We start from the raw sequence: 26,169 nt of genomic DNA, 5'->3' as shown, positions 1-26,169 counted from the left end.
CGGCCGCGCGCGATCAGCCGGCCTGCGCCGCAGCCACCGTGCGCTCGGACCAGCCGCCGCCCAGCGCCTTGTAGAGCTGGATCAGGTTGGACAGGCGCGCCAGCCGCGTCTCGACCAGCGTCTGCTGCGCCGTATACAGCGAACGCTGCGAATCCAGCACGCTGAGATAGTTGTCGATGCCCTGCTGGTAACGCTGCTGCGACAGGTCGTAGGCGCGCTGGTTGGCCTGCACCAGCAGTTCCTGCGACCGGATCTGCTCCTGCAATGTGCCGCGGCCGGCCAGCGCGTCGGAGACCTCGCGGAACCCGCTCTGGATGGCCTGCTCGTAGCGCGCGATGCCGATATCCTTCTGGATCTTGGCCAGGTCCAGGCTGGCGCGCAGCGCCCCGCCCGCGAAGATCGGCACGCTGATCTGCGGCGCGAAACTCCAGGCGCCCGACCCGGCATCGAACAGGCCGCCCAGGCTGGCGCTGGCCGTGCCGGCCGAGCCGGTCAGGCTGATGCGCGGGAAGAACGCCACGCGCGCCGCGCCGATGCTGGCGTTGGCGGCTTGCAGCTGGTGCTCCGCCGCGCGGATATCCGGCCGGCGCGCGAGCAGATCCGACGGCAGGCCCGCCGGCAGGTCGGCCAGGACCACGCCATCGGGCAGCGCCACGGCCTGGTCCAGCTGCGCGCCGATCCCGGCCGGCAGCGGCTGGCCCACCAGCAGCACCAGCGCGTTGCGGTCCTGCGCCGCCATGCGCGTGTACTGCGACAGATTGCGCTCGGCGGTGCGCAGCGAAATCTCGGCCTGGCTCAGGTCCAGTTCGGTCGCCACGCCCAGGTCGTAGCTCTGGCGGGTCAGCTTGTACGACTCCTGCTGGGCCACCAGCGTCTGGCGCGTCAGCGCCAGCAGTTCCTGGTCGGCGCGCAGGGTCAGGTAGGCGTTGGCGGTCTCGGCCACCAGCGTCAGCTGGGTGGCCAGGCGCGTTTCGTCCTGGGCCAGATAGAGCTGCAGCGCCTGCTCGCTGAGGCTGCGGATGCGCCCGAACAGGTCCAGCTCCCAGGTCGACAGGCTGGCGCCGACCTGATAGCTGCGGCTGATGCCGGCCTGTCCGCTCGGGTTGAGGTCGGCCGGGGTGCGCTGCACCGAGCCGGTGCCGCCCACGCCCACGCTGGGCGCGAGATCGGCGCGCTGGATGCGGTACTGCGCGCGCGCCGCCTCCACGTTGAGCGCGGCGACCCGCAGGTCGCGGTTGTTGGCCAGCGACAGCGCCAGCAGTTCCTGCAGCAGCGGGTCGCCGAAGAAGTCGCGCCAGCCCACGTCGGCGGCGGCCGGCGCGCCCGCGGCGGCCTGGCCCGGCGCGCCGTAGGCCGGGCCGGACGGATAGGCCGCGTCGACCGGCGCCTGCGGGCGCTCGTAGGTGGGCGCCAGCGAGCAGCCGGCCAGGGCCGTGGCCACGGCAAGGGACAACAAGGTTCTCATGACGGCAGGTTTCATTGCGGCTGTCCTCCGTGCGTGGCCGGCTGGGCGCCGCCATGCGGGTCGTCGTCCTCGCGGTTCTCCGAGGCGCGCTTGACCTTGAACAGGCGCAGGGTAAGGACAAAGAACAGGGGCACGAAGAAGATCGCCAGGAAGGTGCCGGTGAGCATGCCGCCGATCACGCCCGTGCCGATGGCGTTCTGGCTGCCCGAGCCGGCGCCCGTGGAGATGGCCAGCGGCACCACGCCCAGGATGAACGCCAGCGACGTCATCAGGATGGGGCGCAGACGCTGGCGCGCGGCGTGCACCGCCGCCTCGGTCAGGCTGGCGCCCTCCTCGTAGTGCTCCTTGGCGAACTCCACGATCAGGATGGCGTTCTTGGCGGCCAGCCCGATGGTGGTCAGCAGCCCCACCTGGAAGTACACGTCGTTGGACAGGCCCCGCGTCAGGGTGGCCAGCAAGGCCCCCACCACGCCCAGCGGCACCACCAGCATCACCGCGGTGGGAATGCTCCAGCTTTCATAGAGCGCGGCCAGGCACAGGAACACCACGATCAGCGAGATCGCGTACAGCGCCGGCGCCTGCGCGCCCGACAGGCGCTCCTCGAACGACAGGCCGGTCCAGTCGTAGCCGATGCCCAGCGGCAGCTTGTCGGCCAGCCGCTCCATCTCGGCCATGGCGTCGCCCGAGCTGTAGCCCGGCGCGGCCTGGCCCTGGATGTTGTACGACGGCACGCCGTTGTAGCGGTTCAGCTTCTGCGGCCCGAAGGTCCATTGCGCCGACGAGAAGGCCGAGAACGGCACCATGTCGCCCGCGTTGTTGCGCACGTACCATTTGTCCAGGTCCTGCGGCAGCATGCGCGACGATGCCTCGCCCTGCACGAACACCTTCTTGACCCGGCCGCGGTCGATGAAATCATTGACGTAGGACGAGCCCCAGGCGGTGGCCAGCGTGTTGTTGATCTCGGTGATCGACACGCCGAGCGCGCGCGCCTTCTCGCGGTCGATGTCCAGCTGGTACTGCGGCGCGTCCTCGATGCCGTTGGGGCGCACGGCCACCAGCATGGGACTTGCGCCGGCCTCTTGCAGCAGCTGGTTGCGCGCCGCCAGCAGCTTCTCGTGGCCGACGCCGGCGCGGTCCTGCAGCTGGAAGTCGAAGCCGGTGGCGTTGCCCAGCTCCATCACCGCGGGCGGCACGAACACGGCCGCCTGCGCGTCGCGCAACTCGGCGCGGAACTTGGCATTGGCGCGCGCGGCCACCGCGGCGGCGCGGTGCTCGGCGCCCTTGCGTTCGTTCCAGTCGCGCAGCTTGATGAACAGGATGGCGGCGTTCTGCCCGCGGCCGCCGAAGCTAAAGCCGTTGACCGCGAACACCGAGGCCACCGACTCCTTCTCGTCTTCCAGCAGGTACTTGACCGCCGCGTCGATGGTGGCCTGGGTGCGCTCGCTGGTGGCGCCGGCCGGCGCCTGCACCTGGGCGAACAGGATGCCCTGGTCTTCGTCCGGCAGGAACGCGGTGGGAATGCGCATGAACATCCAAGCCATGCCCAGCAGGATCACCACGTAGATCAGCAACAGGCGCTTGGTGCGCCCCATGCTGCGGGCCACGTTGTTGGCATAGGCCTGGCTGGAACGCTCGAAGGTGCGGTTGAACCTGCCGAAAAAGCCCTTCTTGGAGCCATGGTGGCCCTTCGGGATGGGTTTGAGCATGGTGGCGCACAGCGCCGGCGTGAAGACAATGGCCACCACCACCGACAGCACCATGGACGAAACAATGGTGATGGAGAACTGGCGATAGATCACCCCGGTGGAACCGCCGAAGAACGCCATGGGCACGAACACCACCGCCAGCACCATGGCGATACCGATCAGCGCGCCGGTGATCTGGCTCATCGACTTGCGGGTGGCCTGCCTGGGCGACAGCCCCTCCTCGGCCATCACGCGCTCGACGTTCTCGACCACCACGATGGCGTCGTCGACCAGCAGGCCGATGGCCAGCACCATGCCGAACATGGTCAGCGTGTTGATCGAATAGCCGAACGCCGCCAGCACCCCGAACGTGCCCAGCAGCACCACCGGCACGGCCAGCGTGGGGATGAGCGTGGCGCGCACGTTCTGCAGGAACAGGTACATCACCAGGAAGACCAGCAGCACCGCTTCGAACAGCGTCTTGACCACGCCCTCGATCGACAGGCTGACGAACGGCGTGGTGTCGTACGGATACACCACGTCCATGCCCGGCGGGAAGTACGGCTTGAGGCCGTTGATGGTCTCGCGCACCGCCTGGGCGGTATCGAGCGCGTTGGCGCCGCTGGCCAGCTTGATGGCCAGGCCCGAGGCGGGCTTGCCGTTGTAATAGCTGTCGATGGCGTACGTCTGCGCGCCCAGCTCGATGCTGGCCACGTCCTTCAGGCGCACCTGCGAGCCGTCGCTATTGACCTTGAGCAGGATGCGGCCGAAGGCTTCCGGGGTCTGCAGCCGCGACGGTCCGATCACCGTGGCGTTGAGCTGCTGGCCGCGCACCGCCGGCTGGCCGCCCAGCTGCCCGGACGAGACCTGCACGTTCTGCTCGCGGATCGCGGTGGTGACGTCGGAGGCGGTCAGGCCGAAATTGACCAGTTTCTCGGGGCTGATCCATATGCGCATGGCGTATGGCGCGCCGAACAGCTGGAAGTCGCCCACGCCGGGCGTGCGGCTGATCGGGTCCTGGATGTACGAGGCCACGTAGTCGGCCAGGTCGGACTTGTCCATGGTGCCGTCGGTGGACACGAAGCCGGCGACGATCAGGAAGTTCTTGGTGGCCTTGGTGACGCGGATGCCCTGCTGCTGCACTTCCAGCGGCAGCAGCGGCTGGGCCACCGCCAGCTTGTTCTGCACCTGCACCTGCGCCGTATCCGGGTTGGTGCCCTGCGAGAACGTGAGCGTGATCGACATGCTGCCGTCGGAATTGCTTTCCGACGAGATATACTGCAGGTTGTCGATGCCGTTCATCTGCTGCTCGATGACCTGCACCACCGTGTCCTGCACGGTCTGGGCCGAGGCGCCAGGATAGGTCACGTTGATGCTGATGGCGGGCGGCGCGATGTTCGGATATTGCGCGACCGGCAGGCTCAGGATGGAGAGCGCGCCGGCCATCATCAGCACAATCGCGATCACCCAGGCGAACACCGGCCTGTCGATGAAAAACTTTGTCATGCGGGAACTCCCTTACTTCGCGGCGGCCGGTTGCGCGGCGGCCTTGGATGCGGGCGGACTCCATTCGGCCGCCTTGACCTCGGCGCCTGGACGCACGGATTGCAGGCCTTCGACGATCACGCGGTCGCCGGCGGCCAGGCCGCTGCTCACCAGCCATTGGTCGCCGATGGCGCGGTCGGTCTTGAGCGTGCGCAGTTCGACCTTGTTCTCGACGTTGACCACCAGCGCGGTGGGCAGGCCGCGCTGGTTGCGCGTGACGCCGCGCTGCGGCACCAGCAGGCCCTCGGACGCTACGCCCTCGGCCAGCCGGGCGCGCACGAACATCCCCGGCAGCAGCTTGCGCTGCGGATTGGGGAACACGGCGCGCAGCAGCACCGAGCCGGTGCCCGGGTCGACGGTGACCTCCGAGAATTGCAGCTTGCCGTCCTGGTCGTACTGCGTGCCGTCTTCCAGCGTCAGCGTCACGCGCGCCGACTGCTCGCCAGCCTCGCGCTGCAGCAAACCGCTGTCCAGGGCGCTTTTCAGGCGCAGCAGCTGCACGCTGGACTGCGTCACGTCGACGTAGATGGGGTCGATCTGCTGGACCGCCGCGACCGCCGCGCTCTGGTTTGCCGTCACCAGCGCGCCTTCGGTGACGTTGGAGCGGCCGATGATGCCGCCGATCGGCGCCAGCACCTTGGTATAGACCAGGTTGATGCGCGCGGTGTCCAGCGCAGCCTTGGCCGCCAGGACGTCGGCCGAGGCCTGGTCGCGCGCGGCGACCGCGTCATCGTAGGCCTGCCGGCTGACCGCCCGCGTATCGACCAGCGGCTTGTAGCGCTGCACCAGCAAGGTGGCGGTCTTCAGCTGCGCCTGGACGCGCGCCAGCGCGGCCCGCCGGCTGTCGACCTCGGCCTGGTACAGCGCCGGATCGATCTGGTAGAGCTGCTGGCCGGCGGCGACTTCGCCGCCTTCAGTGAACAGGCGCTTCTGGACGATGCCGCTGACCTGCGGACACACTTCGGCGATGCGGTAGGCGGCGGTGCGGCCAGGCAATTCGCTGAACAGCGCCACCGACTGGGTTTTCAGGGTGACCACCCCGACCTGCGGTTGCCCGCCTTGCTGCGCCGCCTGCTGTTCCTTGCCGCATGCGGCCAGCGTCAGGGTCAATGCCGCCAAGGAAAGCGCGGCGATGCCGCGCCCGACCAGATAGTTATTCTTCATAGCTTGCCTTTCCATTCAAACCAAGCGCCGGGATGCCTGTGCGCACCCGTTGCGCGCCACAACGCATAAAAGGAAACACACCGCCTCCGCCATGCGGGTTTGCCGGCCGGCTTGGTGCTGCGCTGCAAAACGAGCATTTTGCGTTATCCCGCGGTGGAAACAAACAACTTGTTTTCGAAAACATCATTCCAAATATGGGACAATTTCATATTCCGCCCTCTCACCATCCGCCATGAACCGTTTGCAAGGCATGGAGCTCTTCGTCGAAGTGGCCAGGACGCTCAGCTTCAGCCGCGCCGCCGAGAACCTGGCCATTCCCAAATCCACCCTGTCGCGCCAGGTGGCCGAACTGGAGCGTTCGGTCGGCCTGAGGCTGCTCAGCCGCACCACGCGCCGGGTCGAGCTGACCGAAGCCGGGCAGCTTTACTTCGAGCGCTGCCAGCGCATCGTGGCCGAAGCCCGCATCGCCCATGAAGAGCTGCAGAACCTGGTCGAGACGCCGTCCGGTCCGCTGCGCGTGAACATGCCGGCCGACTTCGGCACCGACTTCCTGTCCGAGGCGTTCACGGAGTTCTCGCGCCGCTACCCCGAGGTCACCTTCTACCTGGACCTGGCCAGCCCCGAGCACGCCGAGCGGGTTTTCCAGACCTGCGATGTGTCGATCGAAATCGGCGATCTGCCCGACTCCACCCACATCGCCCGCCTGCTGGGCGTGCTGCCGGCCCACCTGTATGCGTCGCCCGATTACCTGGCGCGCCACGGCGAACCGCAACACCCCGATGACCTGCCCCGCCACGAATGCATTCAGTTCCGCGCCGGCACGGGCCGCGTCACGCGCTGGCCCCTGAACAGCGGCGAGCGCCACGTCGAGATCACCCCGGGCAACCGCTTTTCGGTCAACAGCGTGTCGATGGTGCGCAACCTGGCCACGCTGGGCGCCGGCATCGCGATCCTGGCGCCCATGGGCAATGTGCGCGAGGACATCGAATCGGGCCGTCTCAAGCGCATCCTGCCCGATTGGCTGGCCGGGCCGTTCCCGGTCTACGCGGTCACGGACACCCGCATGCTGCCGGCCAAGACCCGCATCTTCGTGGAATTCCTGATGGAGCGTCTGAGCAACAAGACACTGGCAGGCCAGAATAACCCGGCGTTTTTAAATTTGCGTTAATCGCCGGGCCGGCGGCGGCCGCTTGGAAATCGACTGAAACGGTTACGTCGCTCAGAAGCGTTCGTCGGCGCGCAGATAGCGCCATTGGCCCACCGGCAGGTCGCCCAGCGACACCCGGCCGATGCGCACCCGTTTCAAGCCCACCACCCGCAGCCCCACCAGCTCGCACATGCGGCGAATCTGGCGTTTCTTGCCCTCGCGCAGCACGAACCGCAGCTGGTCGGCGTTCTGCCAGCGCACCTGGGCGGGGCGCAATGGCTTGCCGTCCAGCGACAGGCCGTGGTTGAGCAGCGCCAGCCCCGCCTCGGACAGGCGGCCCTGCACCCGTACCAGGTATTCCTTGTCGACCTCGGAGTCTTCGCCGATCAGCTTCTTGGCGATACGGCCATCCTGCGTGAGGACCAGCAAGCCCTGCGAGTCGATGTCGAGCCGCCCGGCCACGGCCAGGCCCTGCAGCTGGCCACGCTCGAAGCGCAGGGGCGCGCGGTCGCCCGCATGGCGCGAGCGCGCGTCGATCAGCGCCACCGCCGGGGTGTAGCCTTTCTCGGCCTGTCCCGATACATAGCCCACGGGCTTGTGCAGCAAGATGGTGACACGCGCGGTCTGGCGCGCGGCCGCGGCGCGCTCCAGCGTGATGGCCTGATCGGGAAAGGCGCGCGCGCCCAGCTCGGACACCACCACGCCGTCGACGCGCACCCAGCCCCGTTCGATATAGCTGTCGGCCTCGCGGCGCGAACAGAGCCCGCGCTCGGACATCAGCTTGGAGATGCGTACTTTTTCCATGGCGCGTATTGTAGAGCCTGCCTCACGGGCGCCGCGCCGGCTTGGCATAATACACAGCCATGACCACCCCCATTCCCCTTGCGCGCGGCTGGCTGCCCGCCGCGCCCTCGACGCTGGATCCCTTGCGCAAGTATTGGCTGTTCCGTCCCGGCGCGCTCACCGCCGGCCTGCGCCAGCTGGGCCACGTACGCCTGCGCGTGCTGGCAGAGTACCCGACCGGCGCGCCCCGCGACGAGGCCGACGGCATGCGCATCGCCGCGCAAAGCCCGGTCTGGGTGCGCGAAGTGCTGATGTCGATCGACGGCGTGGACAGCGTCGTGGCGCGCAGCCTCACGCCGCTGCGCGCCTCGCATGGCGTCTGGCAGGGCATGCGGCGCCTGCTGACGCGCCCGCTGGCCGACATGCTGTACCACGATCCCGGCATCCATCGTTCGGTCTTCGTATGCCGCCGGCTGGCCGCCGGCGTGCCCTTCCATGCCACCGCCATCGCGCGCGCGCCGGCCGGCGGCCCCGAGCCGGCGCTGTGGGCGCGCCGCTCCGCCTTCTGGCGCGCCGGCCAGCCGCTGCTGGTGGCCGAGTGCTTCCTGCCCGCCTTCTGGTCGCTGGCGCGCGCGCCTGTCGCGCCGCGCTGACGCCGCGGGCGGTTTTGACGCAGAATCAGGGTTGCGCGGCGGCCTGCCGCGCCCTGTTCGCGCCAGGTGCCCATGACCACGACCGCCGAATCGCCGAATATCCGCCGCAACACGCGCCTGCTCAGCTGTGCGCAGGCGCTGGGCGGAGCCAGCCCGGCCATCGTCATCTCGATGGGCGGGCTGGTGGGCCAGATGCTGGCCGGCGACCCGGGGCTGGCGACGCTGCCGGTCAGCCTGTACAACCTCGGCCTGGCCGCCGGCATCCTGCCCGCGGCCGCCATGATGCGCCGCCGCGGCCGGCGCGGCGGCTACCAGTTGGGCGCCCTGCTGGGCCTGCTGGGCGGCCTGCTGGCCGCCTGGGGCATCTGGAGCGGCCGGTTCGCGCTGTTCTGTACCGGCACGGCGCTGGCCGGCCTGTACGGCGCCTACGTGCAGAGCTACCGCCACGCCGTCACCGACGGGGTCCGCCCCGAGCACCGGCCGCGCGCCATTTCGGCCATCATGAGCGCCGGCCTGGTGGCGGCGGTGCTGGGCACCAATGCCGCCATCTGGACCCGCAACCTGTGGCCCGCCGCGCCCTTTGCCGGCAGCTTCGTCTCGCAGGCCGCGCTGGCGCTGCTGGCACTGGGCGTCGTCAGCCGGCTGCGCGCGGTGCCGGTGGGCCTGGCCGCGGCGCAGGCCGGCCGGCCCCTGGCGCGCATCGCGCGCACGCCGCGCTTCATCATCGCGGCCGCGGCCGGCGTGGTGTCGTTCGGCTTGATGAGCCTGGTCATGACCGCCGCCCCGCTGGCCATGGTCGGCTGCGGCCACAGCGTCGCCGCCGCCGCCCTGGGCATCCAATGGCATGTGCTGGCCATGTATGCCCCCAGCTTCGTCACCGGCCGGCTGATCGAGCGTTTCGGCAAGCTGCCGGTCACCGCGCTGGGCCTGGCGCTGATGCTGGCCGCGGCCGGCGTCTCGCTGACCGGCCTGAGCGTGCCGCATTTCTGGGCCGTGCTGGTCCTGCTGGGCGTGGGCTGGAACCTCGGCTTCATCGGCGCCACCAGCCATGCTGGCCGACTGTTGCGAGCCGCACGAACGCCTGCGCGTCCAGGCGCTCAACGACCTGCTGGTATTCGGCTGCGTGGCCGCCGCTTCGTTCTCGTCCGGCCAGCTGCTGGCCCATGGCGGCTGGTCCATCGTCAATCTGACGGTCTTTCCCGCCGCCGCCGCCGTCCTGCTGCTGCTGGCCTGGCAAGAACGCAAGGCGCGCGGCTGATCCGGCGCGCCGTGGCTGCCCCGGGCGCCTGTCACCGCTGCGGCAGGGGTGCCTGTCCCCGCTGCGGCAAGGGTGCCTGTCCCCGCTGCGGCAGAGGTGCCTGTCCCCGCGGGGACAGGCACCCTTTACCCCCTCAGCGCCAGGATTGCGGCTCGACCTGGACCTGGCCCTCATCGGTGCTGACGAAGGCCGCGCCGTCGGAGATATTGACATGCACCTGCATGGTGCGGCGCGCCAGCTGCGCCAGCGCCTCGGTCTGCGCCGCGGGCAGGCAGACCACGCGCAGGTTGCGCGCGCGCTCCAGCTTGCCGCGCACGCCGTCCCACCAGACCTGCGAGGCATGGCCGCCGTAGCAATACACCACGACCTCGGCGGCGCGCCCGCAGGCCTTGAGGATGCGCCGCTCGTCGGGCTGGCCGACCTCGACCCACAGTTCGATATCGCCGGTCAGGTCCTTGCGCCAGAGGTCCGGCTCGTCGGTATCGCTCAACCCCTTGGTGAAGGCGAGCTGTTCGTCGGCGTGCAGCGCATAGGCCAGCACCCGCACCATCATGCGCTCGTCCGTCTCGGACGGATGACGCGCGATGGTCAGGCCATGGCTAGCATAATAGTGGCGGTCGGTATCGGCGACATGCAGGTCCGCCTTGTAAATGGTTGCGCGCAGGGCCATGAAGAGTGCCTGATCCAGTTGCTGGGTTGCCAAAGACCGGCAATGATAACTGCCCGCGCGATTGCGCGCCGCACCTGCTCCGTCCCTCGCCATGACGCCTCTTGCCGCCCTGCTGGCCTTCACCGTGGCCGCCACCCTGCTCACCATCACCCCCGGCCTGGACACCGCCCTGGTGCTGCGCACCGCGGCGATCGACGGGCCGCGCCGCGCGCTGCTGGCCGGCCTGGGCGTATGCGCCGGCTGCCTGGCCTGGGGCGTGGCCGCCGCGCTCGGCCTGGGCGCGCTGCTGGCGGCGTCCTCGCTGGCCTACGACGCGCTGCGCATCGCCGGGGCGATCTACCTGTGCTGGCTGGGCGCGCGCCTGCTGGCCCGCAGCCTGCGCCGGCGCGCCGGCGACGCGGCCCCCGGCATGCTGCCGGCCGCGCCGGCCGGCGGCGGCGCCTTGCAATGGTTCTGGCGCGGCTGCCTGACCAACATGCTCAACCCCAAGGTCGGCGTCTTCTACGTCACGTTCCTGCCGCAATTCATCCCGGCCGGGGTGGACGTGCTGGCATTCAGCCTGCTGCTGGCCGCGCTGCACGCCGCGCTGGGCCTGCTGTGGTTCGCCGCCCTGGTGGCGGCCACCCGGCCGTTGTCGCGCTGGCTGGCGCGCCCCTCGGTGGCGCGCGGGCTCGACCGCCTGAGCGCTGGCGTCTTCATCGCCTTCGGCCTGAAGCTGGCGCTGGAGCGGCGCTGAGCTCAGGCGTACACGCCCACGGGATGGCGCGCCACGTAGTGGCCTTCGCCCACCCGCACCAGCGGCGCGACCACCGGCTCGTCGCCCACCTTGCGCACCGGGCTGGGAATCTCGTCGACCAATAGCGAACGCTCGCGGTGGCGCCGGCGCGGATCGGCGATCGGCACCGCCGCCATCAGCTTGCGGGTATAGGGATGCTGCGGGTTTTCGAAGATGGCGCGGCGCGGGCCGATCTCCACGATCTGGCCCAGGTACATGACGGCCACGCGGTGGCTGACGCGCTCGACCACCGCCATGTCGTGCGAGATGAACAGGTACGACACCCCCAGCTCGCGCTGCAGGTCCAGCAGCAGGTTGACGATCTGCGCCTGGATCGAGACATCCAGCGCCGAGACCGATTCGTCGGCGATCACCACCTTGGGGTTGAGCGCCAGCGCGCGCGATGCAGATGCGCTGGCGCTGCCCGCCCGAGAACTCGTGCGGGTAGCGGTCGGTCATTTCGGGCAGCAGCCCGCACTTGTCCATCAGCCAGCGCACCCGCTCGCGCGCGGCGCGCCCGCTGGCCGTCCTGTGGACCAGCAAGGGCTCCATGATGGAGTCGCCCACCGTCATGCGCGGGTTGAGCGAGGCGAACGGATCCTGGAAGATGAACTGGATATGGCGCCGCAGCGACTGCATGGCCGCGCCGCGCAGCACCCCGATGTCGCGGCCGTCGAACTCGATGCTGCCGCCCTGGCTCTTGACCAGCTGCAGCAGCGAGCGGCCCGTGGTGGTCTTGCCGCAACCGGACTCGCCCACCAGCGCCAGCGTCTCGCCGGGGAACAGCTCGAAGCTGACCTGCTCGACCGCGTGCACGCGCTTGTCGATCCGCCCGAAAATGCCGCCGGCGATGTCGAACCGCGTCACCAGCCCGCGCACTTTCAGCACCGGACCGCCGTCGCGGCGCACGGTGTCCACCTCGGCCGCGCCGGCCTGCGGAGCCGGCGCCAGGGCCTGCTGGTCGACCTGCAACAGCGGAAACGGCGCCGGCTGGTCGGTGCCCTGCATGGCGCCCAGCCGCGGCACCGCCGACAGCAGCGCGCGCGTATAGGCATGGCGCGGCGCGGCGAACACGCCGTCGCACCCGCCCTCCTCGACCTTGTCGCCGCGGTACATCACCAGCACGCGGTCGGCCACCTCCGCCACCACGCCCATATCGTGGGTGATGAAGATGATGCCCATGTCCATTTCCTCCTGGAGCTGGCGTATCAGCTGCAGGATCTGCGCCTGGATGGTGACATCCAGCGCGGTGGTGGGTTCGTCGGCGATCAGCAGCTGCGGCTTGCACGACAGCGCCATGGCGATCATCACGCGCTGGCGCATGCCGCCCGAGAGCTGGTGCGGATAGCGGTCCAGGATGGCGCGGGCTTCCGGAATGCGCACCCGCTCCAGCATGCGCAGCGCCTCGGCGCGCGCGCCGGCCGCGTCCAGCCCCTGGTGCAGTTGCAGCGCCTCGGCGATCTGGTTGCCGGCGGTGAAACTGGGGTTGAGCGAAGTCATCGGCTCCTGAAAAATCATCGCCACATCGGCGCCGCGCACCCGTTGCAGGGTGCGCTCGTCGGCGCGCGCCAGGTCCAGCACGTCGCCGCCGCGCCGGCGCAAGCGCATGTCGGTCGCGCTGAGCCGCCCCCCGCCGTACTCGACCAGCCGCATCAGCGCCAGCGAGGTCACCGACTTGCCCGAACCCGATTCGCCGACGATGGCCAGCGTCTCGCCGCGGTCGACGTGGAAGGACACATCGTTGACGGCCTGGACCACCCGCCCCGGGGTGTTGAAGCGCACGCTCAGGCCGTCGACCTGCACCACACGATTGGCGTCCATGCCTACTTCTCCTGGCGCGGATCCAGCGCGTCGCGCAGGCCGTCGCCCAACAGGTTGAAGCCCAGCACCACCAGGAAGATCGCCGAGCCGGGGAAGATGGACATCCAGGGCGCCTGGGTCATGAAGTTCTTGGCCGTGTTGAGCATCGACCCCCAGGATGGATTGGGCGGCTGCAGGCCCAGCCCCAGGAACGACAGGCTGGCCTCGGCGATGATGGCGGTGGCGATGGTGATGGTGGCCTGCACGATCAGCGGCGGCATGACATTGGGAAAGACGTGGCGGCCGATGATGCGCAGGTCCGAGGCGCCCAGGGCGCGCGCGCTCTGCACGTAGTCCTCGTTCTTGACGGCCAGCACCTGGCCGCGCGTGAGCCGGATGAACTTGGGCGCGGCCGACACGCCGATGGCGATCATGGCGTTGGTCAGGCTGGGCCCCAGGAAGGCGGCCAGCGCGATCGCCAGGATCAGGAACGGAATGGCCAGCAGCGCCTCGGTGGCGCGCGAGATGACGCTGTCGGTCCAGCCGCCGAAATAGCCGGCGGCCAGTCCGAACGGCACCCCCACCGCCAGGGCGATCAGCACCGACACCATGCCCGCCATCAGCGAGGCGCGCGCGCCGTACACCATGCGGCTGAAAATGTCCCGGCCCAGTTCATCGGTGCCCATCCAGAACGCCGCCGAGGGCGCCTTGCGGATGGTCATGAAGCTGGTCTGGAACGGGTCGTGGCTGGCCACCCAGGGCGCCAGCAGCGCCAGCACGACGAACGCCAGCACGATGAGCGCGCCCAGCATCGCAATCCGGTTGCGGCGGAACTTGCCCCAGGAGCGGTTGGCGCGGCGCGGCGCGGCCATGCCCGCGCTTGCGATGGGTGCGCTCATGCGTGCCTCAGGCGGGGGTTGACGAGGATGTACAGGATGTCGGCCAGCAGGTTCATGACGATGAAGCCGACCGCCACGCACAGCACCACGCCCTGGACCACGGCGTAGTCGCGGTTGAAGACCGCGTCGACGATCAGCTTGCCGAAACCCGGAATGGTGAACACCTGCTCGGTCAGCACCGCCCCGGCCAGCAGTTCGCCGAACAGCAGCGTCACCAGCGTCACGATGGGCATCAGCGCGTTGCGCAGCGCGTGGCGCAGCACCACCTTGCGCGGCGCAACGCCCTTGGCGCGCGCGGTGCGCACGTAATCGGCCGACAGCGCCTCCAGCATGGCCGAACGCGTGTGCCGCATCAGGTAGGCGGCGATCGCCGTGGACAGCGCCAGGGCCGGCATCAGCATGGTCTTGATGGAAAGCCAGAAGTCCTCGGCCGGCGAGACATAGCCGGAGGCCGGCAGCAGCTTCCACTGCACCGAGACCACCATGATGAGGATGATGCCCAGCCAGAAATTGGGAATGGACATGCCCGAGAGCGCGGCCATGTTGGCGCCCATCTCGACCGCCGTGCCCTTGCGCACGGCGGCGACGATGCCCAGGGGAATGCCCACCAGCAGCGCGAACGCCATCGCCATCACGGCCAGCTGCAGGGTCACCGGCAGCTTTTGCGCGATCAGGGTCAGCACCGGCACGTCGGTGCGCATGGACTTGCCCAGGTCGCCCTGCAGCACCTGGGCCACCCAGGCGCCGTACTGCACCGGCAGCGGGTCGTTGAGGCGGTATTTCTCGCGCAGGTAGTCCAGCACCGCGGGATCGCGCTCCTCGCCGGCCAGCGTGAGCACCGGATCGCCGGGCAGGATTTTCTGCAGCATGAAGACGATCATCGACACCAGGATCAGCGTCGGGATCGCCACGACGACGCGTCGCAGGATCAGTTTGAACATGGTCGCCACCGAAAAACGGGCGCGGCGGCGCCCGCGCGCCGCGCCGATCGCGGCAGCCGGCCGCCCCCACCGTCGCTACTTGGCCAGCGTCACGCCCTTCAGGCGCACCATGCCGTCCGGGTACGGCTTGAAGCCGCGTACGTTCTTGCCCAGCACGAACGGCCACGGCTGGTAGTACAGGTAAATATCGTGCGTGTCGGCCTGCAGCAGCGCCTGGGCCTGGTCGTAGATCGCCTTGCGCTTGGCCTGGTCGGGCACGGTGCGCGCCTCGGCCAGCAGCTTGTCGACCTCGGCATTGCAATAGCGGCCGTCGTTCAGCGCGCCCTTGCAGGTCACGAACTGGTAGATGTTGCCGTCCGGATCGACCCGGCCCGACCAGCCGCGCATGATCATCTCGAAGTTGCCGGCCTGCGCCTCGTTGAGCATGGCGGCGTATTCGGTGGGCCGCAGGCTCAGCTCGAAGCCGGCCTCGGCCGCCATGGCCTGGATCATTTCGGCGATGGCCGACGTCGTGGTGTTGTTGCCGAAGGCGAACTCGGCCTTGACCTTCTGCAGGCCGGCTTGCTTGAGCAGCGCGCGGGCGCGCTCGACATCGCGCTTGGGCACCGGGAACTTGTCGCTGTGATAGGGGCTGGCCGGCGGGAACGGCTGGCTGGCCGGGTCGAAGATGCCGCCGCCGACCACTTCGTTGATGATGGCGCGGTCGATCGACAAGGCCAGCGCCTGGCGCACCCGCTTGTCCTTGAACGGATTGGTCTCGGCGCGCTTGCCGTTGCCCGTATTGAAGAAGACCTCCTGGTAACCCAGCCCCGACACCGGCATGAACTGCACGCTGGCGTCGTTCTTGACCTGCGGCGCGTCCGAGGGGTTCATGCGCTCCAGGATGTCCAGCCCGCCGGCGCGCAGATTGGACAGGCGCACCGTGGTGTCCGGAATGGGCAGGAATACCAGCTTGTCGAAGTGGTAATCCTTGGCGCCGTAGTACTGGTCGAACTTCTGCAGCACGATGCGGTCGTTCTGCACCCGTTCGACGAACTTGTAGGGGCCCGAGCAGACCGGCTTGCGGCCCACCGCGGCCGCGTCGCCCTCGAAGGCCTTGGGCGAGAGCATCATGCCGGCACGGTCGGACAACTGCGCCAGCAAGGTGGCGTCGGGGCGCTTGAGCGTCAGCACCAGGGTGGCGGGATCGGGCGCCTCGATTTTCTCGACCGAGGCCAGTTCGCCCTTGCGCATGCTGTCCTGCAGCGTCATGGCGCGCTCCAGATTGGCGCGCGCCGCCGCGGCGTCGAACTTGCTGCCATCGTGGAACTGGACATCGGTGCGCATCGTCTTCACCTCGTTGTGCGACAAGCTGGTCGACATCGACGAGAAGCTGCAGTTCGTGCCGCAGCTGGCGCAGTCGTGGAGTTTCAGCGAGGACAACAAGACGCTGACATTCAAGCTGCGGCCCACATAGGTGCGGGCGCGGTGCGGATCGAGCACGTCCGGGTCTTCCTGCAGGCCGATGCGCAGGTCCTGCGCCAGGGCGGCGCCGCCCGCGCCGGCCAGCACGGCCGCGCCCATCATCATGCTCAGGCTCTTGGTCTTGGTCATGTTGTGGATTTCCCCTTGGTGGTCGTGCGCCCGCAGGCGCGTCAGAAGCCTACGGCCTGCCCGTCGCGCCGGCTGTCGCTGGCCGCCACGTAGCCGAGATCGTTGTCGCTTTCCGCCATGCGCCAGATGAACTGGCCGGCGCCGAAGTCCATGTACGGGTCGTCCACCGCCTTGAGGCGGTGGCCCAGGTTCCTCAGCCCCTCGACCGTCGCGCGGTTCATGGTGGACTCGATATCCAGCGTGAAATCGCGGTTGACCTTCCAGCGCGGCGCGCAGCAGGCGGCCTGCGGCTGCTGGTGGTAGTCCAGCATGCGGATGACGGTCTGCAGATGGCCCTGCGGCTGCATGTCGCCGCCCATCACGCCAAAGCTCATGACCGGCTTGCCGCCGCGCGTCAGGAAGCCCGGGATGATGGTGTGGAACGGCCGCTTGCCGCCTTCCACCACGTTGGCCGAGGCCGGGTTCATCGAGAAGCCCACGCCGCGGTTCTGCAGGCTGATGCCGGTGCCCGGCACGACCACGCCCGAACCGAAGCCCATGTAGTTGGACTGGATGAACGAAATCATCATGCCGTTCTCGTCGGCGGCCGTCAGGTAGATGGTGCCGCCGGCATGCGGGCGCCCCGCCTCGAAATGCGTGGCGCGGTCCGGGTCGATCAGCCTGGCCCGGCTGTCCAGGTACGCGTCGTCGAGCATCTGCTGCGGCGTGACTTCCATGCTGCGCGGATCGGCGACATAGCGGTACAGGTCGGAGAACGCCAGCTTCATGGCCTCGATCTGCAGATGCTGCGACTGCACCGAATCGACCGGCATGTCGGCCAGGTCGAAGCGCTCGCAGATGCCCAGCGCGATCAGCGCGGCGATGCCCTGCCCGTTGGGCGGGATCTCGTGCAACTCGTAGCCGCGGTAGGAGCGGGAAATCGGTTTGACCCACTCGGGGCGGTAATTGCGCAGATCGTCCAGCGTCATGGCGCCGCCGCACTCCTTGCTGAACGCGGCGATGCGCTCGGCCAGCTCGCCCTCGTAGAAGTCGCGTCCGCCCGAGGCGGCGATGCGGCGCAGCGCGTACGCGGCGTCGGGGAAGCGGAAATGCTCGCCCACCCGCGGCGCGCGCCCCTCGGGCATGAACGCCTGGGCGTAGCCGGGCTGCTCGCTCAGCTCGGCGGCCGCGGCGGCCCATTTGTGCGCCACCACCGGCGGCACCGTATAGCCGCGCTCGGCGATCTCGATGGCGGGTTCGAACAGCTGCTCGAACGGCAGCTTGCCCAGCTTCTCGTGCAGCGCGGCCCAGCCCGCCACCACGCCGGGCACGGTCACGGCGTCCCAGCCGCGCTTGGGCTGCACGGCCAGCCCGTCCGGGCCGGTGCCGTACTTGCGCTTGAAATACTCCACATTCCACGCCGCCGGCGCCACGCCCGACGAGTTCAGGCCGTGCAATTGCCGGCCATCCCAGACGATGGCGAAGCAGTCGCCGCCCAATCCACAGGACACCGGCTCGACCAGCACGATGGTCGCCGCCGCCGCGATGGCCGCATCGACCGCGTTGCCGCCCTTGAGCAGCATGCGCAGGCCGGCCTGCGCCGCCAGCGGGTGCGAGGTGGACACGACATTGCGGGCGAAGACGGGAATGCGGGTGGACGGGTACGGATTGACCCAATTGAAGGCTTTCATCTGATGATCTCTATCGATAGCGCGGGCACAAGTTGAACCCGATGACGTTACTCTCGTGATCTAATTAAATCAATTTGATTTTTTGTTCCGTCATTCAAAATATTTTTATGAGTAGCATACGGTTCCTGCGTACCTTCCTGGCGGTGGCGCAGCACGGCACGTTCTCGGAAGCGGCCGAGCAGGTGGCGCTGACGCAGGCCGCGGTCAGCTTCCAGATGCGCGCGCTGGAAGCCGAACTGGGCCGCGAGCTGTTCGACCGCGGCGGGCGCCTCGCCATCCTGAATGCGGCGGGGCGCGAACTGGTGCCGGAGATCAAGCGGCTGCTTGATTTATACGACCACCTGAAGGCGCCACGCAACGTGCCGGGCGAGCTGGCCGGCTCGGTCTCGGTGGGCGCCATCGTGTCGTGCATGGGCACCCTGTCCAAGGTGGTTTCGCAGTTGAAGCGCGATCATCCGGCGCTGGACGTGCGCGTGTTCTCCGGCAAGGCCAGCGAACTGGCCGGCAAGGTCGAGGCCGGCGAGCTGGACGCGGCCCTGGTGGTCGAGGCCGGCCGCAAGATGGCCAGCACGCGCTGGACGCCCCTGTACGAAGAGCCGCTGGTCGTGCTGGCGCACCCCCACGCGCCCGGCGCCGACGCGCGCGAAGTGCTGGCCGCCAATCCGTTCCTGCGCTTTGACCGCACCCAGCGCACCGGGCGCCAGATCGACCGCATCGTGCGCCGGCTGGGCGGCGGCCTGAACGAGTTCCTCGAACTCAACGCCATCGAAACCCTGGTGGAACTGGTGCGCCAGGAGGTGGGCGTGACCCTGCTGCCGCTGCTCAACGGCGCCAACTGGCAAGCCAGCCCGCAGTTGCGCGTGCTGCCCCTGCCCGCCGAACTGGGCCCGGCGGTGCGCGCCATCGGCATGATCGAGCGGCGCGACCACGCGCGGCTGGCCGTCACCGCCGAGATCTGCGCCCAGTGCGGCGCGCTGTTCGGCCGCTGACGGCCGCGGCCAGGCCGGGCCCGTCCCCATCTGCGCGTACTATCACCGTGCACACCGTCTCCAGGAATCCATCCATGCTTCCCATCGTCATCGTCTCGGGGCCGCCCGGTTCGGGCAAGACCACCGCGTGCGGCCTGCTGGCGCAGGCCGACCCGCAGGGCCTGCACCTGCCGTCCGACCTGTTCTATGGCTTTCCGGCCCACCCTATCCCGCCCTACCGCCCCCAGGCCGATGCTCAGAACGCCGCGGTCATCCGCGCGGTATGCCGCAGCGCGGCGTCGTTCGCCGCCGACGGCTATCGCGTCTACCTGGACGGCATCTTCGGACCGTGGTTCCTGCCCCTCATCGCCGCGCAATTGCAGGCGGCGCGCTGCCCGGCCGCCTACGCCTTGCTGGATATCGGCCTGGACGAGGCCCTGGCGCGGGTCGAGCAGCGCAGCGGGCCCGGGCAGGCGTCGATGGTGCGGACCATGCACGATGCGTTCCGCGCGGCCGGCAGCCTGGCCGGCCACCGCGTCGTCACGGCAGGCCGGCCGGCCGCCGAGATCGCGGACGAGATCGCCGGGCGATTGCAGGCCGGCGCGCTGGCGTTGGACCTGGCCCGCTGGGCGCCAGGCTGACCGCGGCAGGTGCGCGGGGGGCGAGGTGCCTATCCCCGACAGGGAGCCTGTCCCCGCCGGGACAGGCACCCCGGCGGAGACAGGCACCGGGAGTTACGGCGTTATCGTGATGTACCCCACCGAGGCGCCGAAGCCGTCGCGGTAGTTGGCCTTGACCAGCGGGTCCAGCGTGGCGCGCACGACGGCGTGGACGCCGCCCCAGTCGGCGGCGTGCTGGAAGTTGCTGGTGATGTAGGTCCAGCCGTTGATCTCGTCGACCGCCTGCAGGCCGGTGGACTCGCCGCCGGCCGGGCACGACAGGATGCGCGAGAGCGCCCCGCTGTCGACGTTGTAGGCCCACAGGAAGTTGTTGACGTGGCCGTTGCTGTCCTCGCCGATGAACAGCGTGCGCAGCTTCTCCGAAAACTTGATGTTGTCGGGATTGGAGATGCGGTCGGCGTGGTGGCGGTTGCCCAGGGCGTCGGGCGCGGCCAGTTTCTCGCCGACCAGGGCCGGCACCGCCGCCATGTCCACCGGCACCCACTCGCTGTCGATCGCCGTGCCGGCGCTATCGCGCTGGCCGCCGCGCAGGTTCAGCGCGTACACCGCGCCCGGCTCGGGGCCCTGCACGCGCAGGTCGGGCGAGGTGCCGTCCACCATCGAGGTCTCGATGCGCGACATGGCGCTGTAGGCGATGCGGTCGCGCGCATTGACGGTGGTGCCTTCCATCTTGGAAAACGCCATCGTGCCGCCCGCCAGGGCCGCGTAGCAGTGCGTTTCCAGGAAGGCCGCGGCCTGCTCGCGGCCCGGCGCCAGCCTGACCCAGTTGGCCTTGCCGTTGACGCGTATCGCCTTGAAGGCCGGGTCGCCCGGATCCGCGGTGCGCACGTCCATGATGTCGGCCGCCGTCAGGGTATCGGCCAGCGCCTCGATGTCGGCGCTGCGGGCATGGCCCAGGTTGATCCAGCCCAGCGTGCCGGCCCCCGGGCCCTCGCCCGAGGTCTGGCGCCACTTGGCGACGTAAAGCGTGCCGGCCGACAGATCGGCCTTGCGGTCGGCCACGAACATGAACAGCCCGCCGTTGGTGGCGTCGTCGCCCATCAGACAGGTGCGCTGGTCGGGCATGACCTGGATCAGCTCGTGCGAGATGCGGCCCAGGCAATAGTGCTTCCTGATGGTGCCGGTGCCGTCCGGGTGGACCACCACTTCGGGCAGGTGCCCATAGTGATACGGATTGGCCTTGGCCGCATCGCCGTACAGGTTGCGGCTGAAGCCCTGGAACTGCGCCGAGGCGCGCGCGGTGGTCGCGTCCGGCTCGTATTCCTCGCTGGCCAGATGGGTGTTCCACGGCGACAGGCTCGCGCCGCAGGTGATCCACAGGCCGTGGGCCGGGGCGGTATCGACCGGGCTGTACTTGACCAGCGCCAGCCTGCCGGTGGCCGGATCCTGCGCCAGGGTCAGCACCGCGATGGGCGACGGCAGCAGGCCGTACATGGACTCGCCCTTCTGGTTGTGCGAGGCGTACTCGAACTGCACCACGGCGAACACCGTATTGCCCTTGACGCCCGGCACCCGGGCCGACGGCAGGGCCAGCAGGGACATGCCGTCGGGGCAGTCGGAGAAGAACTGGCGCGCCTTGCCCGGCACCGAGCTGTCCATGATGGGTCGGCCATGGATATCGAGATAGCCGCCCGCGACCCGGGTCGCGCCCTGGCCATCGGGCACGCTGTCGCCGGTCATGAAGAACGGTTCGTACCCCAGCTGGAACGTCTGCCTGCCGCCGTCGCTGAAGCTGACCTCCAGGGTCGACTCCACGGTGGTGATGGCCATTTTTTCCGGCGCGTCCAGCGACGGCGCGGCCATGGACGTGAACGCGGCCGTCACGAAATCGCCGCGCGGCCCGGCGCCGCGCGCGGCGGCCTGTGCGCCGTCGGCGCCGGCCCTGCAGCCGGCCAGCAGCGTGGCCGCGCCCACGGCGCCCAGCGGCAGCATGGGCGCGCCGCCCAGCATCTTCAGCACCAGGCGGCGCTTGCTCATCGTCGGTTCGTGCATGCCAGTATTCCCTCCGGATCGCGTGGTGGCGTGGGTATGACCCCCCCGCATCCTAGCGATCCGCGATGACAATTCCGCTGCACTGCGCGAGGCGCCCGGCCCCGCCCTGCCGATGTCCTAAGCGTCGCGCCACTTGTCGATCAGGCGGCGGTCGCGCTTGGTCGGACGGCCGGCGACGATATCCATGGCGGGCTCGGGCGCCAGCCGCCGCATCTCGGCGGCCCGCTCGCGCGCCGCCGCGCTTTCCGGCGTTTCCTCGTACAGCTGCCGCGCCACCGGCGCCGGACCGCGCACGCCGCTGACCGCGCAGACCCGCACATGGATGGGCGGATCTTCCTTGCGGATGCACACCACGTCGCCCGGCGCCACCTCGCGCGCCGGCTTGGCCGGCTGGCCGTTGACCTGCACCCTGCCCTTGCCGATTTCCTGCACCGCCAGGCTGCGCGTCTTGTAGAAGCGCGCCGCCCATAGCCATTTGTCCAGCCGTATCTTGTCCATCTGCCGTCGCTCCGCTGCCTTTCTGATCTAATGCGTGGCCGGATGGCCGTCATGGCCGCCGCCGCGCCCCCACAGGAGCCCCGCCTTGACCCGCATCAATTGTGTCCCCGTCGAAGAACTGAGCGGCCCGCACCTGGTCGCCGAATACCGCGAACTGCCGCGGGTTTTCGCGCTGGCGCACAAGGCCGCCGCGCGCGGCGCGCTGGTGCAGCCGGCCGCCTACACGCTGGGCAAGGGCCATCTGCTGTTCTTCTACACCCGCCTGGGCTATCTGGCCAGGCGGCACCGCGCGCTGGTCGAGGAAATGCGGCGCCGCGGCTATCGGCCGGCATTCGCCGGCGTCACGCGCGAGGACTTTGCGGATATTCCCGCGCCGTTCTGGAACGACTGGACCCCGACCGAGGAGGCCCTGGCGCTCAACCGCGCGCGCATTGCCGCGCGCGGCGGCGGCAAGGCCTAGCGGCCCGGCGCCTGGCGCGGACGCCTACAGCGCCTCTTCGTCGCTCTCGCCGGTGCGGATGCGGATGGCCTGTTCGACCGGGGTCACGAAGATCTTGCCGTCGCCGATCTTGCCGGTGCGCGCGGCCTTGACGATGGCCTCGATGGCCGGATCGACCATGTCGTCGGCCAGCACGACCTCGACGCGGATCTTGGGCAGGAAATCCACCACATACTCGGCGCCGCGATACAGCTCGGTATGGCCCTTCTGGCGGCCGAACCCCTTGACCTCGGTGACGGTCAGGCCGCTGACGCCGACCTCGGCCAGCGCTTCGCGGACTTCGTCCAGCTTGAAGGGTTTGATGATGGCGGTTACTTGTTTCACGTTGTGCTGTCCTGGCTTTTTCTGAATGGGATGCCCGCCGGCCTCAAACCGTCTCGCGGAATCCGTTGGTCACAGGATACCGCCAATCACGGCCGAACGCGCGCGGCGTGATGCGGGGCCCGGGCGGGGCCTGGCGCCGCTTGTATTCGTTGATGCGGATCAGCCGCACGACCTGCCCGACCGCCTCGCGCGGAAAGCCGGCGGCCACGATATCGGCCGCCGAGGCGTTGTGTTCCATGTAGCGCTCGATGATGCCGTCGAGAATGTCGTAGGGCGGCAGGCTGTCCTGGTCGGTCTGGTCGGGCCGCAGCTCGGCCGACGGCGGGCGGGTGATGATGCGCTCGGGAATGATGGGCTGGCGCTGGTTGCGCCAGTTCGCCAGGCGGTAGACCAGGGTCTTGGGCACGTCCTTGATGACGGCGAAGCCCCCCGCCATGTCGCCATACAGCGTGCAATAGCCGGTGGTCATTTCGGATTTGTTGCCGGTGGTCAGCACCAGCCGGCCGGTCTTGTTGGACAGCGCCATCAGCAAGGTGCCGCGCGCGCGCGCCTGGATGTTCTCCTCGGTGGCGTCGACCGGCAGGCCGGCGAACTGCGGCGCCAGCGCCGCCTCGAAGCGGTCGACCACCTCGCCGATGGCGATCACGTCGTATTGCACGCCCAGGCGCCGGGCCATGTCGGCGGCGTCGGTCAGGGAGATGTCGGCGGTATAGCGCGAGGGCATCATGACCGCGCGCACGTTGTCCGCGCCCACGGCGTCGACCGCCACCGCCAGCACCACGGCCGAATCGATGCCGCCCGACAGGCCGATGATGGCGCCGGGAAAGCCGTTCTTGCCCAGGTAGTCGCGCACGCCCAGCACCAGCGCGTTCCAGACCTGCTCTTCGAGGCCGTAGGGCTGCACGGCGGCCTGTTCGGTCACCGGGCGCACCGTGCCGCGCGCATCGACCTCGAGCACATTCACGCCTTCGGTGAAATCCGGCAGGCGGGCGCTCATGCGGCCTTGCGCGTCCAGCGCGAACGACGCGCCGTCGAACACCAGTTCGTCCTGGCCGCCGACCAGGTTGGCGTAGATCAGGGCGCAACCGGTGTCCTGCACGCTGCGCCGCGCCACCGACAGGCGCTCTTCCTGCTTGCCGGTGTTGTAGGGCGACGCGTTGGACACCAGCAGCACCTGCGCCCCGTCGGCCGCCGCCGCGCGCGGCGCGCGCTCCAACCAGATGTCCTCGCAGATGTTCAGGCCGAAGCGCACGCCCTTGACGGTAAAGCCGAAGGCTTCGCCATGGGCGGAGAAATAGCGCTGCTCGTCGAAGACCGAATAATTGGGCAGTTCGCGCTTGCAGTAGCTGCCCAGCACCCGCCCTTCGCACACCACCGTGGCGGCGTTGTACAGGCGGTCCTGGCGCGCCAGCACATGGCCGATCACCACATGCAGGCCGGCCAGGCCGGCCAGGTCCTGGCAAAGCCGCTCGAACACGGCCTGCTGCTCCTGGATGAACCGGGGACGCAGCAGCAGGTCTTCCGGCGGATAGCCGGTCAGGACCAGCTCGGGGGTGACCAGCACGTCGGCGCCCTGCCCGGCCGCCTGCCGCGCCGCTTGCAGCACCCGGGCCGCGTTGCCGGCGAGATCGCCGACGCAGGCGTTGATTTGCGCGATTCCAACCCGGGCAAGGCTCATGAACGACGGTTCCAGAATGGGAAAAAGGGAAAGAAAAATTATCGCACGGGCGCGGCGCCGTCGCCGCGCAGCGCCAGCGGCGCCTCGCCCGCGGCCACCTGCTCGCGCCGGAACTCGTGCAGGGCCGCCTCGCGCATGCCGCCGGCCAGGTTGCCCAGGTCCGAGCCGGAGGGCTCCTGGAACAGCCGCAGCCCCAGCTCGGGCAGGATGGCCAGCAGATGGTCGAAGATGTCGCCCTGGATGCGCTCGTACTCGACCCAGGCGGTGATGGCCGTGAAGCAATAGATCTCGATCGGGATGCCGTTGGGCTGCGGCTCCATCATGCGCACCATCATGGCCATGTCCTGGCGCACCTCGGGGTGCTGGCGCAGGTAGGCCAGCGCATAGCCGCGGAAGGTGCCGATGTTGGTCAGGCGGCGGCGGTTGGCCGGCACCTCGGCCAGTTCGCCCAGCTGGCGGTTGGCCTCCAGCAGCGCGTCCTCCTTGGCCTGCAGGTAGTCGCGCAGCAGCACGAAGCGCTTGAGCCGTCCGCCCTCTTCCTCGTTCATGAAGCGCACGCTGGCCGCGTCCAGCCGCAGGGTGCGCTTGATGCGCCGCCCGCCCGACTCGAACATGTGGCGGTAGTTGCGGTAGCTTTCGGAAAACAGCTTGTAGGTGGGCACGGTGGTCACCGTGTTGTCCCAGTTCTGCACCTTGACGGTATGCAGCGCGATGTCCTTGACGAAGCCGTCGGCGTTGGCCTGCGGCATCTCGATCCAGTCGCCGATGCGCAGCATGTCGTTGGACGTGAGCTGGGTGCTGGCCACCAGCGACAGCAGCGTGTCCTTGAACACCAGCAGCAGCACCGCCGACAGCGCGCCCAGGCCGGAGATCATCCACAGCGGCGAGCGGTCCAGCAGGATGGAGAGCACCAGCACCGCCCCCACCGCGCACAGGATCAGCTTACCGATCTGGATATAGCCCTTGATCGAGCGCGTCTGCGCCCGCGTGGTGGCCGAATAGGTATCCTGCCAGGCGCTGAGCACGCCGCTGAAGGCCACGAACACGCAGATCCAGGCCCCGGCGTGCGACAGCCGGCCCACGACGGTGACCGCGCGCTCGGCATGCGGCACCAGTTCTATGCCCATGGAGACCACCGCGAACGGCACCGCGTACCAGAAGTTCTGGTAGGCGCGGCGGCGGCTCAGGGCGCGGTCCCAGTCCTCGCGGCCGCTCAGCACCAGCAGCCGGTGGGCGAAATACAGCACGACGCGCGCCACCACCCATTGGACGAACAGCGCCGTCAGCACCAGCACGCCGATGCCGACCAGCGTCTGGCCCCATGCCGTGTCCGGCACATAGTTGTCCAGCGTGGCGACCACGTTCTCCAATTCCTTCGGCAGCACTGCATCCTCCTGAAAGCGCCATGGTGCAGATTATCCGACAAGTCGGCCGGCGCGCCGTTCCGTGGCGCCGCCGCGGCGCGCGCCGGCCCTATATAAT

General features: G+C 69.2%; 20 protein-coding genes and 2 pseudogenes. 7 read left to right on the top strand and 15 right to left on the bottom strand.

The genetic code is table 11. The annotated features are described in order from the left end of the window. Positions 1-13: 13 nt before the first annotated feature. From LK409_RS05205 to LK409_RS05195, 3 genes are read right to left on the bottom strand one after another with little or no spacing between them, the layout of a single operon-like run. Complete coding sequence (locus LK409_RS05205; protein ID WP_010928045.1) at positions 14-1,480, bottom strand: efflux transporter outer membrane subunit; 1,467 nt, start codon at positions 1,478-1,480, stop codon at positions 14-16. Beyond that, a complete protein-coding gene (locus LK409_RS05200; protein WP_010928044.1) occupies positions 1,477-4,656 on the bottom strand; it encodes an efflux RND transporter permease subunit in 3,180 nt (1,059 codons plus the stop codon). The genes LK409_RS05205 and LK409_RS05200 overlap by 4 nt, the downstream gene beginning before the upstream one ends. A 12-nt stretch (positions 4,657-4,668) precedes the next feature. Further along, positions 4,669-5,859, bottom strand: coding sequence for an efflux RND transporter periplasmic adaptor subunit (locus LK409_RS05195; RefSeq protein WP_010928043.1), 1,191 nt, complete (start codon positions 5,857-5,859; stop codon positions 4,669-4,671). Between the two features lie 232 nt (positions 5,860-6,091). On the opposite strand from LK409_RS05195, the gene LK409_RS05190 reads away from it, so the two are divergent. Continuing rightward, positions 6,092-7,027: a LysR family transcriptional regulator gene (locus LK409_RS05190; protein ID WP_225665747.1), complete on the top strand. Its 936-nt coding sequence runs from the start codon at positions 6,092-6,094 to the stop codon at positions 7,025-7,027. A 51-nt stretch (positions 7,028-7,078) separates the two neighbouring features. Here the strand turns inward: LK409_RS05190 and LK409_RS05185 are convergent, their stop codons facing one another. Continuing rightward, a complete protein-coding gene (locus tag LK409_RS05185) occupies positions 7,079-7,810 on the bottom strand; it encodes a pseudouridine synthase (protein WP_010928042.1) in 732 nt (243 codons plus the stop codon). 59 nt (positions 7,811-7,869) lie between these two features. Here LK409_RS05185 and LK409_RS05180 point away from each other — a divergent pair, with 59 nt between their 5' ends. Together LK409_RS05180 and LK409_RS05175 are read left to right on the top strand one after the other, a co-directional pair. Continuing rightward, positions 7,870-8,442: a chorismate--pyruvate lyase family protein gene (locus LK409_RS05180; protein ID WP_010926548.1), complete on the top strand. Its 573-nt coding sequence runs from the start codon at positions 7,870-7,872 to the stop codon at positions 8,440-8,442. 72 nt (positions 8,443-8,514) lie between these two features. Next, positions 8,515-9,700 (top strand): annotated as a pseudogene (locus LK409_RS05175) (MFS transporter). Between the two features lie 133 nt (positions 9,701-9,833). On the opposite strand, the gene LK409_RS05170 reads toward LK409_RS05175, so the two are convergent. Further along, positions 9,834-10,370: a YaeQ family protein gene (locus LK409_RS05170; protein WP_003811971.1), complete on the bottom strand. Its 537-nt coding sequence runs from the start codon at positions 10,368-10,370 to the stop codon at positions 9,834-9,836. Between the two features lie 91 nt (positions 10,371-10,461). Here LK409_RS05170 and LK409_RS05165 point away from each other — a divergent pair, with 91 nt between their 5' ends. Beyond that, positions 10,462-11,106 (top strand): LysE family translocator, encoded by a 645-nt coding sequence (locus tag LK409_RS05165; RefSeq protein ID WP_003811973.1) that lies wholly within the window; start codon positions 10,462-10,464, stop codon positions 11,104-11,106. Positions 11,107-11,108: 2 nt separating this feature from the next. Here LK409_RS05165 and LK409_RS05160 read toward each other — a convergent pair. The 5 genes and pseudogenes from LK409_RS05160 to ggt form a co-directional block, all read right to left on the bottom strand. Beyond that, a pseudogene (locus LK409_RS05160) lies at positions 11,109-12,966 on the bottom strand (dipeptide ABC transporter ATP-binding protein). A 2-nt stretch (positions 12,967-12,968) separates the two neighbouring features. Beyond that, the gene (locus LK409_RS05155; protein WP_003811978.1) at positions 12,969-13,844 is read right to left on the bottom strand and encodes an ABC transporter permease; all 876 of its coding nucleotides are present in this window, start codon (positions 13,842-13,844) and stop codon (positions 12,969-12,971) included. Continuing rightward, entirely contained in the window at positions 13,841-14,785 is a 945-nt protein-coding gene (locus tag LK409_RS05150) for an ABC transporter permease (protein ID WP_010928041.1), read from the bottom strand. The genes LK409_RS05155 and LK409_RS05150 overlap by 4 nt, the downstream gene beginning before the upstream one ends. A 75-nt stretch (positions 14,786-14,860) precedes the next feature. After that, positions 14,861-16,378 (bottom strand): ABC transporter substrate-binding protein, encoded by a 1,518-nt coding sequence (locus LK409_RS05145; protein ID WP_010928040.1) that lies wholly within the window; start codon positions 16,376-16,378, stop codon positions 14,861-14,863. Positions 16,379-16,419: 41 nt separating this feature from the next. Continuing rightward, positions 16,420-18,048: a gamma-glutamyltransferase gene (gene ggt / locus LK409_RS05140; RefSeq protein WP_010928039.1), complete on the bottom strand. Its 1,629-nt coding sequence runs from the start codon at positions 18,046-18,048 to the stop codon at positions 16,420-16,422. A 107-nt stretch (positions 18,049-18,155) separates the two neighbouring features. Here ggt and LK409_RS05135 point away from each other — a divergent pair, with 107 nt between their 5' ends. Both LK409_RS05135 and LK409_RS05130 read left to right on the top strand, forming a co-directional pair. Then, positions 18,156-19,037, top strand: coding sequence for a LysR family transcriptional regulator (locus tag LK409_RS05135; protein ID WP_003811986.1), 882 nt, complete (start codon positions 18,156-18,158; stop codon positions 19,035-19,037). A 74-nt stretch (positions 19,038-19,111) separates the two neighbouring features. Beyond that, positions 19,112-19,657, top strand: coding sequence for an ATP-binding protein (locus LK409_RS05130; RefSeq protein ID WP_003811996.1), 546 nt, complete (start codon positions 19,112-19,114; stop codon positions 19,655-19,657). 93 nt (positions 19,658-19,750) lie between these two features. On the opposite strand, the gene LK409_RS05125 is transcribed toward LK409_RS05130, so the two are convergent. Beyond that, positions 19,751-21,688: a PhoX family protein gene (locus LK409_RS05125; RefSeq protein WP_010928038.1), complete on the bottom strand. Its 1,938-nt coding sequence runs from the start codon at positions 21,686-21,688 to the stop codon at positions 19,751-19,753. A gap of 117 nt (positions 21,689-21,805) precedes the next feature. Then, positions 21,806-22,186 (bottom strand): RNA-binding S4 domain-containing protein, encoded by a 381-nt coding sequence (locus tag LK409_RS05120; protein ID WP_003811999.1) that lies wholly within the window; start codon positions 22,184-22,186, stop codon positions 21,806-21,808. 85 nt (positions 22,187-22,271) lie between these two features. Here LK409_RS05120 and LK409_RS05115 point away from each other — a divergent pair, with 85 nt between their 5' ends. Next, positions 22,272-22,646, top strand: coding sequence for a pyrimidine dimer DNA glycosylase/endonuclease V (locus LK409_RS05115; protein ID WP_003812001.1), 375 nt, complete (start codon positions 22,272-22,274; stop codon positions 22,644-22,646). 24 nt (positions 22,647-22,670) lie between these two features. Here LK409_RS05115 and LK409_RS05110 read toward each other — a convergent pair whose 3' ends face one another. From LK409_RS05110 to LK409_RS05100, 3 genes are read right to left on the bottom strand one after another with little or no spacing between them, the layout of a single operon-like run. Beyond that, a complete protein-coding gene (locus tag LK409_RS05110) occupies positions 22,671-23,009 on the bottom strand; it encodes a P-II family nitrogen regulator (RefSeq protein WP_003812004.1) in 339 nt (112 codons plus the stop codon). A gap of 43 nt (positions 23,010-23,052) precedes the next feature. Next, positions 23,053-24,687 (bottom strand): NAD+ synthase, encoded by a 1,635-nt coding sequence (locus tag LK409_RS05105; RefSeq protein ID WP_010928037.1) that lies wholly within the window; start codon positions 24,685-24,687, stop codon positions 23,053-23,055. A gap of 38 nt (positions 24,688-24,725) precedes the next feature. Next, on the bottom strand, positions 24,726-26,072 hold the full coding sequence (locus tag LK409_RS05100; RefSeq protein WP_003812007.1) for a mechanosensitive ion channel family protein: 1,347 nt from the start codon (positions 26,070-26,072) through the stop codon (positions 24,726-24,728). Positions 26,073-26,169: the final 97 nt, after the last annotated feature.

It is taken from the genome of Bordetella parapertussis (assembly GCF_020735925.1).
Classification (GTDB): Bacteria; Pseudomonadota; Gammaproteobacteria; order Burkholderiales; family Burkholderiaceae_B; genus Bordetella; species Bordetella pertussis.
Note: the sequence above shows the minus strand (reverse complement) of the source record. Positions and strands in the feature narration are given on the sequence as shown.